Here is a 15029-nt window from a genome sequence, read left to right as displayed (position 1 = left end):
TCAGCCCACCACGGGCATCGCCCCGTCCAGATAGTCGAGAAAAGCGCGCACCCGCGCCGCCGTGCGATCTTCTGCGGCATAGAGGGCGTGAATGTCCTCGCCATCGCCGGGATTATAGTCGGCCAGCACTTCGACCAGGCGTCCCGCCCTGATGTCGCTCGCGACATGGAAATGGCCGTGCCGGGCGATGCCGCCGCCAGCGACCGCCATCTGGCGCACCACCTCCCCGGAATTGCCGTAGAAGCTGCCCTGCACCGGTCGCTGGACCAGCTTTCCGCCGATGCGGAACGGCCAGCCGTCGATCGAGCGGCGGAAGCTGAAGCGCAGGCAGTCATGATCGTCCAGATCGTCCGGCGTCTGCGGCGTTCCGCGCCGGGCGAGATAGGCCGGGCTCGCCACCAGCACCATCGCGCTATGGCCCAGCTTCTTCGCCCGCAGGCTGGTATCGCGCAGCGGGCCGATGCGGATGGCGATATCGGCCCGCTCCTCGACCAGATCGACGATCGTGTCGGACAGGGTCAGGTCCACCGTCACCGCCGGATAGAGGTCACGGAAGCCGGGCAGGATCGGGATCAGACATTCGATGCCGAAGGAGGGCGAAGCGTTGATCCGCAGCAGCCCGCGCGGCCCGGTCCGATCCTCGCCCAGTCCTGCCTCCAGCGCCATCATGTCGCCCAGCAGCACTGCCATCCGGTCGCGATAGGTAACGCCTTCCGGCGTGAGCGCCAGCGCGCGGGTGGTTCTCCGCAACAATGTGACGCCCAGCCGCTGCTCCAGCCGGGCGATCGACCGGCTGACCGCCGATGGCGTCAGACGCAGCGCCTTGGCAGCGGCCGCCAGACTGCCCTCGCCCGCCACCATCAGAAAGGTTTCGATATCGCCAAACCGGTTATCCATGATTTTGAATCACTTCTGAAATGCGAAAGTGCAATCTAATCATCAATGATAAACAGTCTATCTTGATGTCAACTTCGCTGTCACTTTCAGAGGAATTCATCATGGATCTTCAGCTTTCGGGCAAGACCGCCCTCGTCACCGGATCGACCGCCGGCATCGGCTTCGCCATCGCCAAGCGCCTGGCTGAGGAAGGGGTCGAGGTCGTCATCACCGGCCGCAACCAGGCCAAGCTGGACGCTGCCGCCGCCGAGCTTTCGCAGGCCGGCGCCATCCGCCCGGTCCTGGCCGATCCCGCCACCGCCGCGGGCGCCGACGCGCTGATCGCCGCCGTCCCGGACATCGACATCCTCGTCAATAATCTCGGCATCTACGAGGCCAAGGATTTCACCGACATCACGGACGCGGACTGGCATCATCTGTTCGAGGTCAATGTGGTGAGCGGCGCCCGCCTCGCCCGCCATTATTTCCCGAAGATGCTGGCCAAGAACTGGGGCCGCATCCTGTTCATCGCTAGCGAAAGCGGCCTGCTGCCGCCCGCCGAGATGATCCATTATGGCATGACCAAGTCGGCCCAGCTCGCCATTTCGCGGGGCCTGGCCGAACATACGCGCGGCACCGGCGTCACCGTCAATTCGGTGCTGCCCGGCCCGACGCGGTCGGAAGGGATCGTCGAGTTCATCCGCTCGGTGGTCGAGAACAAGGAAGCGTCCGAAGCCGAGCGCGAAGCCGAATTCTTCACCAAGCTGCGCCCGCTCTCGCTGATCAAGCGGCTGATCGAAGCCGATGAGGTCGGCGCGATGACCGCCTATCTCGCCAGCCCGCTGGCCGCCGCCACCAACGGCGCAGCGGTCAAGGTCGAGGGGGGCATGGTGCCCACCATCTACTGACCGTCAAGCACCTGGCCCCGTTCGCTTCGAGCCCAGTCGAGAAGCGTAGAGCATGACGTTTCTCGACACGCTCGAAACGAACGGAGGTTTGTGGCCGGCGTCATCACAATCCTGCTTGTGGCAACTGGCCCTGTCGCTTGTTTCCTCCTCTGCCTATGAGGATGGAAATGAGCGATACGGACTGCCTGCCCACCATCGACCAGGCGCTGGAACAGGATGGCTATGCCCGCCTGGCCGGCGCCGGCCTGCTGCGCCAGCTGGAAATCGGCGCGGCCGAATGGGCGCCCTTTGCCCGCAGCTGGGACGATCTTGGCCCCGACCTCTTCATGGCCGATGGCGGCCGCTATCGCCGCCGCCGCCACGCCACCTTTCGCTGCGCCGCTGGACAGTTCAGCCGCCAGCCGCACCAGCCCCATTATCAGAGCCGCGACTATAATCCGCTGAACGGCGACGTGCAGCGCTGGTTCGATCCGGTCGAGGACGCGACGATCGCGCTGCCGGTGACGCAGGCGCTGCTAGCCTTTTGCGCTGGCCATTTCGATCCGGCATCATCGGGCGACTGGCATGTCGAGATGCACCAATTCCGCATTGAGGCGAAGCCGGGGGAGCTTGGCCGCCCCACGCCCGAGGGCATGCACCGCGACGGCGTCGATCGGGTCTTCGTGATGCTGGTCGAGCGCCGCAACGTGCGCGAGGGAGTCACCCGCATCGGCGCCGCCGATGGCACGCCGATGGGCGAATTCACCCTGGCCCAGCCGGGCGACGCGATGCTGATCGACGATCATCGCATCTTCCACGGCGTAACCGAAATCCACGCCGTCGATCCCGCCCAGCCTGCCTGGCGCGACGCGCTGGTGATTACCTTTCAATCCTCCCCGGCACGGGGAGGTGGCATCGCGTAGCGATGACGGAGGGGGCTGGCCGACGGCACGCCCCCTCCACCCCTGGCTTCGCCAGCGGTCCCCCTCCCCGCAAGCGGGGAGGATTATTTCAGCAGCACCAGCTCTTCAGCCATGCTGGGGTGCAGCGCCACGGTATCGTCGAAATCCTGCTTGGTGAGGCCCGCCTTCACCGCGACGGCAGCTGCCTGCAGGATTTCCGGCGCATCCGGGCCGATCATGTGCAGGCCCACCACCTTGTTGGTGGTCGCGTCGACGACCATCTTGTAGAGCGCCCGCTCGTCGCGCCCGGCCAGCACATTCTTCATCGGCCGGAAGTCGGAGGTGTAGACCTTCACGGTGCCATATTTATTCTTGGCCTGCGCTTCGGTCAGGCCGACGCCAGCCAGCGGCGGATGGCTGAACACGGCCGACGGCACGCAGCTATAGTCGACGGTGCGCGGATTGTTGCCGAACACGGTGTCGGCAAAGGCATGGCCCTCGCGGATCGCCACCGGGGTCAGTTGCAGCCGGTCGGTGACGTCGCCCACCGCATAGATGCTCTCGCAACTGGTGCGGCTATATTCGTCGACCTTGATCGCGCCCTTGTCGTCGATCTCGACGCCGGCATTCTCCAGCCCCAGACCATCGGTGTGCGGGCGGCGGCCGGTGGCGAACAGCACGATATCGGCCGCGACCGGATCGCCATTCTTGAAGTGGACGCACAAGGTGCCATCCTCCTTCTTCTCGATCTTCTCCATCTGCGCATTGAAGCGGAAATTAATCCCCTTCATCGTCGAAATCTGGAGCAGGCGGTCGCGGATCTGCTCGTCATAGCCGCGCAGCAGCGTGCCGCCCCGGTTGACCATCGTCACATGGCTGCCGAACTGGTGGAATATGCCAGCAAATTCATTGGCGATATAGCCGCCGCCGACGATGACGATGCGCTTGGGGCATTCGTCCAGATGGAACACCTCGTTGGAAGTGATGCCATGTTCGGCGCCCTCCACCTCGGGGATCAGCGGCCAGGCGCCGGTCGCGACCAGGATGACCTTGGCCGTCACCTCGCGTCCGCTGGCGAGCTTCACGCTGTGCGGCCCGGTCACCGTCACCCGCTCGGCGATCAGCTCGACCTTATGGCTGTTGAGGGTGTTGGTGTAGAGTCCTTCGAGCCGGTCGACATCGGCCAGCACATTGTCGCGCAGCGTCGCCCATTCAAAGCCGCAGTCCGGCACATTCCAGCCGAAGCGGCGGGCGTCTTTCAGATCCTCGGCGAAATGTGCGCCATAGATGAGCAGCTTCTTGGGCACACAGCCGCGGATGACGCAGGTGCCGCCGACGCGAAATTCCTCGGCCACCGCGACCTTGGCGCCATGCGCGGCAGCGACGCGCGACGCGCGCACCCCGCCCGATCCTGCGCCGATGACGAAAAGGTCGAAATCATAATCGCTCATGCCAGTCTCCGCTCGGCGCACCATCTTGGCGGCGGATATGGCGGCTGGACGGCGCAGTTACAAATGGGAATTTTGGCTGCAACTTCCGTTCGCTTTGAGCCTGTCGAGAAGCATTTCCCGACATCGCCCGAAACGAACGGTCGTTATTGCCTTATTCGCCCAAAGCGATCTCGATCAGCGCCATGGTCGAGGGGTCGAAGCCGGTCGGGCCATTGGCCTCGATCGACTTGGCGATCTCCTTGCCCAGCTCGACGCCGAACTGATCATAGGGATTGATCCCCATCAGCACGGCATTGGCGAAGGTGCGATGCTCGTAGAAGGCGATCAGCGCGCCCAGCGCCTCCGGGTTCACATCATCCATCAGGATGGTGGTCGACGGGCGGTTGCCGGCATAGGCGCGGGCGGGATCTTCATTGTCCTTGCCGCGCATCAGCGCCGCGCCCTGGGCGAAGCAATTGACCAGCAGCGCGCGATGATGCGCCGGGTCGAGCGCATTGCCCGGCTCGATCGAGGCGATGAACTCGACCGGGGTCAGGATCGTGCCCTGGTGCAGCAGCTGGAACACCGCATGCTGCGCATCGGTGCCCACGCCGCCCCAGGTGATCGGCGCGGTCGGCCCATCGACCGGCGAGCCGTCCAGCTTCACCGACTTGCCATTGCTCTCCATCTCCAGCTGCTGGAGATAGGAGGGCAGCAGCGCCAGCCGCTCGTCATAGGCGAACAGGGCGCGGGTCTCGCAGCCCAGCACGCGGGCATAATATTGATCGACGAAGGCGGCGATCAGCGGGGTATTTTCGCGCGGATCAGTGAGCTGGAAATGGCGGTCCATCGCCGCCGCGCCTTCCAGCAGGCTTTCGAACGCGTCCCAGCCCAGCGCCAGTGCGGCGGGGAAGCCGATCGACGACCAGAGGGAATAGCGGCCGCCCACGCTTTCGGGGAAGGGCAGGATGCGGGTCTCGTCGACGCCCCATTCCATCGCCTTTTCCGGCGCGGCGGTCAGCGCGATGATCTTGCCATAAGGGTCATCGACACCCGCCTCGACCATCCAGTTGATCGCGCTCGCCGCGTTCAGCATGGTTTCGCTGGTGGTGAAGGTCTTGGACGCGATCGCGATCAGCGTGGCGTCGGGGTCGAAGGCGTCCATCGCCTTTTCGAGCGCCGTGCCATCGACATTGGAGACGATCGCGACATCATAGCGCATGCCGTCGCCGCCCAGCGCATCGACGATCAGGTCGGGGCCGAGCGCCGACCCGCCGATGCCGATATGCAGGATGTGGCGGATCGGGCCGAGCGCCTCCGCCTCGATCGCGTCAATCAGCGCGCGGGTGCGATTGTGCAGCACCTTGGCCAGCGCCACGCTGTCGGCATTGCCGACGCCGCGCTGGGCCATGTGCTCGGCGGCGCGCCCTTCGGTATTGTTGACCGCCTCGCCGGCGAACAGCGCCTCGCGCCGGCCGGTGAAATCCTGTTCCTGCGCCAGCTTCAGGAAGCCGTCGACCAGATCGTCGGTCAGATGCGTCTTGGACCAGTCGAAGCGCAGCGGCCCATGGCTCAGCACCAGCTTGGACAGGCGGTCGGGATCACTCTCGAAGATGGTCTTGAGTTCAGCTTGAGGCAGGGCGGCAAGGGCCGCCAGTGCGGGACTGGACATGCGGGAGATCCTCTTGGTCGTTGGTCGATATCGACGCTGCACCGGTCGATTCTTCCTCTCCTTATCCAAAAGCGGCACGCATTGCATCGTCCACGCGCTTGACGCGGCGCGGGCGACCCCGCAAAAGCCGCGACAGGCCGCAGTGACACGTCGCAGCGCGGCACGATCTTGAAGGAACATTAGGCAGACATGAGCGCAAAATCGGAAACGCGGGACTTCATCTGGTTCCTCGCCAAGCTGGCGGTGTTCGTCTTCGTCCTGCGCAGCTTCATCGTCTCGCCCTTCAACATCCCCTCGGAATCGATGCAGCCGCGGCTGCTGATCGGCGACTATCTGCTGGTTGCCAAATGGCCCTATGGCTATTCGCGCTATTCGCTGCCCTTTTCGGTGCCGCTGATCCCCGGCCGCATCTTCGCCTCGACGCCGCAGCGCGGCGACGTGGTGGTGTTCAAGGCGCCGCCCAGCCAGAAGAACGACTATATCAAGCGGGTGATCGGCCTGCCGGGCGACATGATCTCGGTTCGGGGCGGCACCGTCTATTTGAATGGCCAGGCGATCCCGAAGCAGAAGGTCGCCGACCTCGTCATTCCGGTGACGCCCAACATGGAAGATGCCGCACAGAAGGAAGGCAGCCCCTCCCCCTGCTATCGCCCCGAATTCGAACAGGCCGCGCCGGGCGGTGGCAAGCAGTGCCGCTATCCGCAATATCGTGAGACGCTGCCGGGTGGCAAAAGCTACAATGTCCTCGACCTGGTGCCCGATGGCGCCGCCGATGACCGTGACACCGTGCTGGTACCGCAAGGCCATCTCTTCATGATGGGCGACAATCGCGATCGCAGCGCTGACAGCCGCTTCCCTGCGGTCGAAGGCGGCGGCATCGGCCTCGTCCCCGAGGAAAATCTGGTCGGCAAGGCACTTGTTTCCGTCTTCTCGACCGACGGCAGCGCCAACTGGCTGCTGCCCTGGACCTGGTTCACCGCCGCGCGCTGGAGCCGGATCGGGGAAGGCTTTTGATGGTGGCTTCGCACAGGCCTGATACCGCAGCCTGGCTGGTCGCACTGATCGGCCGCGCGCCGATCAACCCCGCTGCCTTCGAACAGGCGCTGACCCATGGCAGCGCCAAGGCGGAAAATTACGAGCGGCTGGAATTTCTAGGCGACCGCATCCTGGGGCTGCTGATCGCCGAATGGCTCTATGCCCGCTTCCCGGCCGAACCGGAAGGCAAGCTGTCGCGTCGTTTCAACGCGCTGGTCTCGGGCGAAACCTGTGCGCAGGTCGCGCGCGCCGCCGGCGTGCCCACCCATCTGGTGCTGGGCAAGCAGGCCCGCGACGATGGCGCCGCCGACAGCGACAATGTGCTGGGCGACGTGATGGAGGCGCTGATCGGCGCCCTCTATCTGGAGGCCGGACTGGACGAGGCGCGCACATTGGTCCGCCGCCTGTGGGGCGACCGGGTCGATACCCAGACCGCCGCGCCGCGTCACCCCAAGTCGGCGCTGCAGGAATGGGCCGCGTCGAACAAGCGCAAGCCGCCCGAATATGTGATGACGGACCGGTCGGGGCCGCACCATGCGCTGCGCTTCACCGTCACCGTCTCGATCAAGGGCGCGGGCGAGGCGAGCGCCACCGGCGGCTCCAAGCAGGAAGCCGAAACCGCCGCCGCGAAAGCCCTGCTGGAGCAATTGGCGGGCTAAGCCTGTCCCCAACATTCATTTTGGTTTAGGAAGACGTCTCCGCGCATTGGCGTGGAGCGAACGGAGCATGTGATTGACCATCGAGTTTGAAAATCAGCGCTGTGGCGTCATCGCCATCGTCGGCGCCCCCAATGCCGGCAAGTCGACGCTGGTAAATGCGCTTGTCGGGCAGAAGGTGGCGATCACCAGCCCCAAGGCGCAGACCACCCGCACCCGCGTCATGGGCGTCGCGATCGAGGGCGACGCGCAGATGGTGCTGGTCGACACGCCCGGCATCTTCGCGCCGCGTCGCCGCCTCGATCGCGCGATGGTGCAGGCCGCCTGGGGCGGCGCGCAGGGCGCCGACCTGATCGTCCTGCTGGTCGATGGTAAGGCGGGCCTTGGCGCCAAGATGGAGCCGATCATCGCTGCGCTGAAAGCCCGGCCGGAACGCAAATGGCTGGTGCTCAACAAGGTCGACATCGCGGTCAAGGAGAAGCTGCTGGTCCATACCCAGCGCCTCTATGAGGAACTGGAGTTCGAGGAGACCTTCTTCGTCTCTGCCGCGACTGGCGACGGCCTGCCCGAACTCAAGACCGCCTTTGCGAACGCCATGCCCGAAGGGCCGTGGCATTTCCCCGAGGATCAGGTGTCGGATGCGACCGATCGCATGCTGGCGGCCGAAATCACCCGCGAACAGCTGTATCACCAGCTCCACGCCGAACTTCCCTATGCCGCGGCGGTCGATACCGAGCAGTATAAGGAGCGCGATGACGGTTCGGTCGAAATCCACCAGCAGATCCTGGTCGGCCGCTCCAGCCAGCGCGCGATCGTGCTGGGCAAGGGTGGCCAGCGCCTCAAGGAAATCGGGTCCAAGGCGCGCGCCGAACTGGCCAACCTCCTGGGCGTCAAGGTCCACCTCTACCTCCATGTCAAGGTGAAGGAAGACTGGGAAGAAGACCGCTTCATCTATCGCGATATCGGCCTCGACTGGGTCGACTGATCCACGTCGCTGCACAAGCGAAACATAATCGCCACCCCAGTCGTTGAGCGATCATGCTCAGGACCATCATGGTGGCCACGCGGGATCGCGCACGACTGGCCGAGATTACCAGCGTCGCGACCCGCTTCGGCCTCGACATGCTGCTGGCCCGGCTGGGGCTGGCGAAAGGCGATGACAGCGCCGCCGCCGATCCTCCCGACCTGCCCCGCCGCACCCGGCAGGCGATGGAAGCGCTCGGCCCGACCTATGTGAAGCTCGGCCAGATCCTCGCCACCCGGCAGGATCTGCTGCCCGAGGCGTGGATCGCCGAATTCGGCAAGCTGCACAGCGACGCGCCGACCCTGCCCTTCGACCAGCTTCGCCCGCGCCTCGAAGCGGTGCTTGGTGAGCCCGTCGAGACAGCCTTTGCCCGCTTCGACACGGCCCCGCTCGCCGCCGCCTCCATGGCACAGGTCCATCGCGCCACGCTGACCGACGGGCAGGAGGTGGTAGTCAAGATCCGTCGCCCTGGCATCCGCAAGGCGATGGAGGCGGATCTGCGCCTCATCACCCATCTGGCCGGCATCGTCGAAGCGAGCAGCCGCGAGGCGCGCCGTTTCCAGCCGCAGGCACTGGTGCAGCAATTGCTCGATACCGTGCTGGAGGAACTGGATTTCACCCAGGAAGGCCGCAATGCGGACCGGCTGCGCGACGATCTGGCCGACAACCCGGCCGTGGTCATCCCGGCGATCCACTGGACCTATTGCGCGGAAACCGTGCTGGTGATGGACTATATCGACGGGGTGCCGCCGCGCGACGGCGACGCCTTGCGCACAGCCGGCATCGATCCGGTCGCGATCGCCGACCTCGGTGCCGCGCTGGTGCTCGACATGGTGCTGGTCCATGGCCGTTTCCATGGCGATCCGCACCCCGGCAACCTGCTCTGCCTGCCCGGCGACCGGCTCGCCTTGCTCGATCTTGGCCTGATCGGCCATGTCAGCGCGCGGCGGCGGCAGGAATTCCTCTCCTTCATCCTCTCGCTGCGCTCCGGCGACGCCCGCACCCTGGCCGAAACGCTGCTGCTTTGGTCAAAGGCCAGCGCGCCCGATCCCGGCCGGGTGCTGGACGCCGCCGAGCAACTGGTCGCGCGCCATGGCAGCGGCCCGCTGGTCCTCACCCGCATGGTCGCCGACTTCTTCCCGCTGCTGCGCAAGGAGGGGCTGGTGCTGCCGCCCGACCTCGCCCTCATCTTCAAGGCGCTGATCACGATGGACGGGGTGCTGGGCGCGATCCAGCCCGGCTTCGACCTGTCGCTGGCACTGCAGAAGGCGCGCGGCCGGCTGGTGATGAACCAGGTCGCGGCCGCCCATGCCCCGGAAAAGACCGTTGCCCTGCTGCTCGAACTCTCGCGCATCGCCGACGACGCCCCGCGCCTGCTGCGCGCGCTGACGCGCCGGCTGGAGGCAGGCACGACGCCCGCCACGCCATCACCGCCCGACAATGGCGCGAAATGGATCGCCGCCGCCATCCTGGCCGCCGGCACCCTGATCGCTGCCGCCCATCATTGGGGCTAGCCCCGCAGCAAGCGACCAGGGCGATGGCGTATTATTCCGCCGCCGCCTTCTTCTTGGCCGGGGCTTTCTTGGCGGCGGGCTTCTTTTCGCCCGCTTCCTTCTTTGCCGCCGGTTTCTTGGCGGCCGCCTTCTTCGCCGGCGCCTTCTTGCCCTTCTTGGCCGGGGCCGCCGCTGCGCGCGCGTCGATCAGCTGGGCCGCTTCCTCCAGGGTCAGCGCGTCCTGCTCGATCGTCTTGGGCAGGGTCGCGTTGGTGGTGCCGTCGGTGACATAGGGGCCATAGCGGCCCGCCATCAGCTTGATCTCCGCGTCGGTGCGCGGATGCTTGCCCAGCACCTTCAAGGGTTCGCGCGACGAACCGCCACGACCGCCCTTGTTCGCCGCATCGGCAAGCTTGGCGACGGCCATGTTCATGCCCACCTCGAAAATCTCGGCGGTCGAGGACAGGCGGCCATATTTGCCGTCATGCAGCAGATAGGGACCGAAACGGCCGATATTGGCAACGATCGGCAGCCCGGTTTCTGGGTGCAGGCCGACTTCGCGCGGCAGGCTCAGCAGCTTGATCGCCCAATCGAGCGTCATCTCACCATCGGGCAGATCCTTGGGGATCGATCCGCGCTTCGCCTCCTTGCCCTCGCCCATCTCGATATAGGGGCCGAAACGGCCGGACTTCTTGACGATGTCCTGCCCGGTCTCGGGATGCTGTCCCAGGATTTCGGGGCCGGTATCGGCGCCATCACTGCCGCCGGGCTGGCCGAACTTGCGGGTATATTTGCACTCGGGATAGTTGGAGCAGGCGATGAACGCACCAAAGCGGCCGCCGCGCAGCGACAGCTGACCATCAGCGCAGAGCGGGCAGGCGCGCGGATTGCTGCCGTCCGCCTTGGGCGGGAACAGCATTGGCTCCAGGAACTTGTCCAGTTCGGCCGTGATGTCCGACGGCTTCTGCTCCATGATCTCGGCGGTCTTGGGCTTGAAATCCTTCCAAAAGGCTTCAAGCACTTCCTGCCACTGGGCACGGCCGCCGCTGATCTCGTCCAGCTCGTCTTCCAGGCCGGCGGTGAAATCATAGGAAACATAGCGCTCGAAGAAGCGCTCCAGGAAGGCCGTCACCAGCCGCCCGCTTTCCTCGGCGAAGAAGCGGTTCTTCTCGACGCGGACATAGTCGCGGTCCTTCAGAACCTGCAGCGTCGAGGCATAGGTGGACGGGCGACCGATGCCCAGCTCTTCCAACCGCTTCACCAGCGACGCTTCGGAATAGCGCGGCGGCGGCTGGGTGAAATGCTGCTCGGCGCTCACCTTCTTCTTGGCTGGCGCGTCGCCTTCGCTCAGGCGCGGCAGCAGCTTGCTGTCGTCGTCTTCCGCATCGTCGCGACCTTCTTCGTAAAGGGCGAGGAAACCGGGGAAGATCACCACCTGCCCGGTGGCGCGCAGCGTGTGGCTGCCGCTGCCGTCGACCATGTCGATGGTGGTGCGTTCCAGCCGAGCCGAGGCCATCTGGCTCGCCAGCGCGCGCTTGAAGATCAGGTCATAGAGGCGCGCATGATCGCCGCCGCCGACCTTGTCGCGATGGAATTCGGTCGGACGAATGGCTTCGTGCGCTTCCTGCGCATTCTTCGCCTTGGTCTGATATTGGCGCGGCTTTTCGGGCAGATAACCGCCGTCATAGCGTTCCGCGATCGCCTTGCGCGCGGCCGAGATGGCGCTGCCGTCCATCTGCACGCCGTCGGTACGCATATAGGTGATCGCGCCGTCCTCGTAGAGCTGCTGCGCGATCCGCATCGTGTGACTGGCCGAAAAGCCGAGCTTGCGCGCGGCTTCCTGCTGCAGGGTCGAGGTGGTGAAGGGCGGCGGGGGATTGCGGGTGAGCGGCTTGGTCTCGACCTTGTCGACGGTGAAGCGCCCGGCCTCCACGTCCGCCTTCGCGGCCATGGCATCGCCTTCCTTGCCGATGGTCAGGCGGTCGATCTTCTCGCCCTTCCAGCGGACGAGGCGCGCGGTGAAGCCCTGCCCGCCCTGCTCCATCTCGGCCGAGATCGACCAATATTCCTGCGGCACGAAGCTTTCGATCTCGCGCTCGCGCTCCACCACCAGGCGCAGCGCGACCGACTGGACGCGGCCGGCCGACTTGGCGCCGGGCAGCTTGCGCCACAGCACCGGCGACAGGGTGAAGCCGACCAGATAGTCGAGCGCGCGGCGCGCCCGATAGGCGTCGATCAGATCCTCGTCCAGCGCGCGTGGCTTCGCCATCGCGTCCAGCACCGCCGCCTTGGTGATGGCGTTGAACGTCACCCGGTCGACCGTCTGCGGCAGCGCCTTCTTGGCGCGCAGCACTTCCTGCACATGCCAGCTGATCGCTTCCCCTTCGCGATCAGGGTCAGTCGCCAGGATCAATCGCGTGGCCTTCTTCGCCTCGTCGGCGATGGCCTTGAGCTGCTTGCCCTTGTCGCCATAATTTTCCCAGGACATGGCAAAGCCATTGTCGGGATCGACCGACCCATCCTTGGGCGGCAGGTCGCGGATATGGCCGTAGCTGGCCAGGACATGGAAATCCCCGCCCAGATATTTCTCGATGGTCTTCGCCTTGGCCGGCGATTCGACAATGACAAGTTGCATTCAGGCCCCGGTTTGGAAGTCTCTCACGTATACGCGCGAGTCTGTAGGGTAGTGGTGGAGGGCGTCAAGCGCCCTGCGCATCTCGTCTCATGACCGCGATCAGCAAGGCCATGACCAGCGCCACCCCGCTCCCCAGCCATATCGCATCCTGCTGGAGCATCGGAAACAGCCATGCGCCGGTCACCGCGCCCACGACGAGCCCCAGCCAGAGCAGCGCATAGCTGCCCCAGCCGGGATAGCGCCGCCCCGTGACCAGTCCGGCAAGGCCAAAGCCGATGCGCACCAGACTGCCGGTCATATAGGTCAGCCCGAGCGGCGCTTCCCCTTCGCGTTCGAACACGGTGTTTTCGGCACCCATCGCCAGCGCCAGCAGGCCCGCAGCCCCGAGTGCCGACTGCCCGACCATGAGCGCCGCCACAGCCAGCTGCATCGCGACGAGGATCAATATGGCGCTGCTTTGTCGCCGCCCCGCAATCGCGCCGACGATCGCGCCACCGCCAACACCCGCGACAAAGCACAGGATCAGGATAGCCGCCGCCGTCGCATCACTGCTGTCGCTCGCAATGCCGACGGCCAGCCGGGTCGAATTGCCGCTCATGAACGAGACGAAGAAACCCGATGTCGTCAGGAAACCGAGTGCATCGACATAGCCTGCCAGAAAGGCGAGGGCGATGGCGAAGCCCTGCATCGGCCGATCGAACCGGATCATCGCGCGCGCCGCCCCCTCATATCAGGCTGACCCGGCCACCCGCCTGCCGTTCCAGCCCGCCCGCCAGTTCCAGTTCCAGCAGCACCGTCTGCACGATAGCGGGCGACAGGCCGGACAGGCGGATGATCTCATCCACCGCCACGGCGACTGGCCCCAACAGCGCGATCACCGCCGCGCGATCGGCATCGGCCACATCGCTCGACACCGGCTGGCCGATGAAATCGAAGCTGCCCTGCCGCACCATGCGGGGATCAAGCCCGCCGACCGCCTCCAAAATGTCGTCGGCATTCTGCACCAATGTCGCGCCCTCGCGGATCAGCAGGTTGCAGCCCTGGGCGCGCGGGTCGAGCGGCGATCCGGGCACTGCCATCACCTCGCGCCCCGCCTCGGTCGCCAGCCTTGCGGTGATCAGCGATCCGGACTTGGGCGCCGCCTCCACCACGACCGTGCCCAGCGCTAGGCCGGCGATGATCCGGTTGCGCGCCGGGAAATGCCGGGCGAGCGGCTGGGTGCCGGGCGGATGCTCAGTCACCAGCAGGCCGCGCTGCGCCACATCCTCCTGCAAGGCGGCATTTTCGGGCGGGAAGCCGATGTCGATGCCGCTGGCGATCACGCCGATCGTGCCGCTGTCGATCGATCCGCGATGCGCTTCGGTATCGATGCCGCGGGCTAGGCCGGACACGACCACCGCGCCGCGATCGCCCAGTTGCTGCGCCAATATCCGGGCAAAGCGGCAGGCGGCGGCCGAGGCGTTACGCGCCCCGACCATGGCAATGCAGGGCCGCGCTGCGATTGCGGCATCGCCGCGCACGATCAACGCCGGCGGCGCGCCCTCCATTTCGGCCAGCAGCGCGGGATAATCGGCATCGCCCATCAGCAGATAGCGGGCGCCGATCGCGCGGGTGGCGGCAATCTCCCGCTCGATCGCGGCAGCATCGGCCACCCGCGCCTCGCCCCCGCCGCGCGCGGCGAGCATGGGAATGGCGCGCAGCGCTTCAGCCGCGCTGCCGAAGCGCGTGAGCAACTGGCGGTAGCTGACGGGGCCGATCCGCGGGGATCGGATCAGGCGGAGACGGTCGAACCGCTCCTGCCCGCTCACTCGGTGGCGGCTTTCTGCTTGGAACTGCCGACCTTGGGCTCCTCGCCCTTCATCAGCCGGGCGATGTTGGCGCGGTGCCGCCACAGCACGATCAACGCGAGCGCCAGACTGACCGGCACCAGATCGATCCGGCCAAAGGCAAACATGGCGATCGGCGCGCTGACTGCGGCCGACATGCCGCCGACCGACGACCATTTGGTGCCGAACAGCGCCCCCAGCCACACGACGGCAAAGACGATACCGGCCGGCCAGTACATGGCCGTCACCACGCCCATCATCGTCGCCACGCCCTTGCCGCCGGCAAAGCGCAGCCAGACCGGGTAGCAATGGCCGATGAACGCCATGGCGCCGGCCATCGGCCCGCCACCATCCACCAGCGCTGCGCCGATCAGCACCGCCGCCGCCCCCTTGAGCAGGTCGAGCAGCAGGGTCGCCGCCGCCAGCCCCTTGCGCCCGGTGCGCAGCACATTGGTCGCGCCGATATTGCCCGACCCGATCTGGCGCAGGTCGCCCGCGCCGGTAAAGCGCGTCAGCAGCAGGCCAAAGGGGATCGAGCCGAGCAGATAGCCCAGCACCAGGACAAAAGCGGGAAGCAGCCAGGGAGGTGTCAT

General features: G+C 66.0%; 13 protein-coding genes. 6 read left to right on the top strand and 7 right to left on the bottom strand.

The genetic code is table 11. The annotated features are described in order from the left end of the window. Entirely contained in the window at positions 1–897 is an 897-nt protein-coding gene (locus ACUCV3_RS02250; RefSeq protein ID WP_279727972.1) for a LysR family transcriptional regulator, read from the bottom strand. A gap of 101 nt (positions 898–998) precedes the next feature. Here ACUCV3_RS02250 and ACUCV3_RS02245 point away from each other — a divergent pair, with 101 nt between their 5' ends. Together ACUCV3_RS02245 and ACUCV3_RS02240 are read left to right on the top strand one after the other, a co-directional pair. Beyond that, entirely contained in the window at positions 999–1784 is a 786-nt protein-coding gene (locus ACUCV3_RS02245; RefSeq protein ID WP_482240350.1) for an SDR family NAD(P)-dependent oxidoreductase, read from the top strand. A 167-nt stretch (positions 1785–1951) separates the two neighbouring features. Further along, a complete protein-coding gene (locus ACUCV3_RS02240; protein WP_279727970.1) occupies positions 1952–2686 on the top strand; it encodes a 2OG-Fe dioxygenase family protein in 735 nt (244 codons plus the stop codon). 83 nt (positions 2687–2769) lie between these two features. Here the strand turns inward: ACUCV3_RS02240 and gor are convergent, their stop codons facing one another. Continuing rightward, positions 2770–4116, bottom strand: coding sequence for a glutathione-disulfide reductase (gene gor, locus ACUCV3_RS02235; protein ID WP_010337904.1), 1347 nt, complete (start codon positions 4114–4116; stop codon positions 2770–2772). A 151-nt stretch (positions 4117–4267) separates the two neighbouring features. Continuing rightward, the gene (gene pgi, locus ACUCV3_RS02230) at positions 4268–5767 is read right to left on the bottom strand and encodes a glucose-6-phosphate isomerase (RefSeq protein WP_279727968.1); all 1500 of its coding nucleotides are present in this window, start codon (positions 5765–5767) and stop codon (positions 4268–4270) included. A gap of 189 nt (positions 5768–5956) precedes the next feature. On the opposite strand from pgi, the gene lepB reads away from it, so the two are divergent. The 4 genes from lepB (at position 5957) to ACUCV3_RS02210 (ending at position 9996) form a co-directional block, all read left to right on the top strand. Further along, positions 5957–6781, top strand: a complete 825-nt coding sequence (gene lepB, locus ACUCV3_RS02225) for a signal peptidase I (RefSeq protein ID WP_125985982.1) — start codon at positions 5957–5959, stop codon at positions 6779–6781. Continuing rightward, positions 6781–7461, top strand: a complete 681-nt coding sequence (gene rnc, locus ACUCV3_RS02220; RefSeq protein ID WP_279727967.1) for a ribonuclease III — start codon at positions 6781–6783, stop codon at positions 7459–7461. Before lepB ends, rnc begins: the two co-directional genes overlap by 1 nt. Before the next feature lie 73 nt (positions 7462–7534). Beyond that, positions 7535–8443, top strand: coding sequence for a GTPase Era (era, locus tag ACUCV3_RS02215; RefSeq protein WP_017499591.1), 909 nt, complete (start codon positions 7535–7537; stop codon positions 8441–8443). A 53-nt stretch (positions 8444–8496) separates the two neighbouring features. After that, complete coding sequence (locus ACUCV3_RS02210; protein WP_482240349.1) at positions 8497–9996, top strand: ABC1 kinase family protein; 1500 nt, start codon at positions 8497–8499, stop codon at positions 9994–9996. 31 nt (positions 9997–10027) lie between these two features. Here ACUCV3_RS02210 and topA read toward each other — a convergent pair whose 3' ends face one another. The 4 genes from topA to plsY all read right to left on the bottom strand — a co-directional run bounded on the left by topA (position 10028) and on the right by plsY (position 15029). After that, positions 10028–12610, bottom strand: coding sequence for a type I DNA topoisomerase (topA, locus tag ACUCV3_RS02205; RefSeq protein ID WP_482240348.1), 2583 nt, complete (start codon positions 12608–12610; stop codon positions 10028–10030). 64 nt (positions 12611–12674) lie between these two features. Further along, positions 12675–13319: a YoaK family protein gene (locus tag ACUCV3_RS02200; RefSeq protein WP_279727964.1), complete on the bottom strand. Its 645-nt coding sequence runs from the start codon at positions 13317–13319 to the stop codon at positions 12675–12677. 16 nt (positions 13320–13335) lie between these two features. Continuing rightward, positions 13336–14418: a DNA-processing protein DprA gene (gene dprA, locus ACUCV3_RS02195; RefSeq protein WP_482240347.1), complete on the bottom strand. Its 1083-nt coding sequence runs from the start codon at positions 14416–14418 to the stop codon at positions 13336–13338. Next, on the bottom strand, positions 14415–15029 hold the full coding sequence (plsY, locus tag ACUCV3_RS02190; RefSeq protein ID WP_017499586.1) for a glycerol-3-phosphate 1-O-acyltransferase PlsY: 615 nt from the start codon (positions 15027–15029) through the stop codon (positions 14415–14417). The genes dprA and plsY overlap by 4 nt, the downstream gene beginning before the upstream one ends.

The organism is Sphingobium sp. VMM (genome assembly GCF_056790315.1).
The sequence above is the reverse complement of the archived record's forward strand: the minus strand, read 5'-3'. Positions and strand labels throughout refer to the sequence as shown.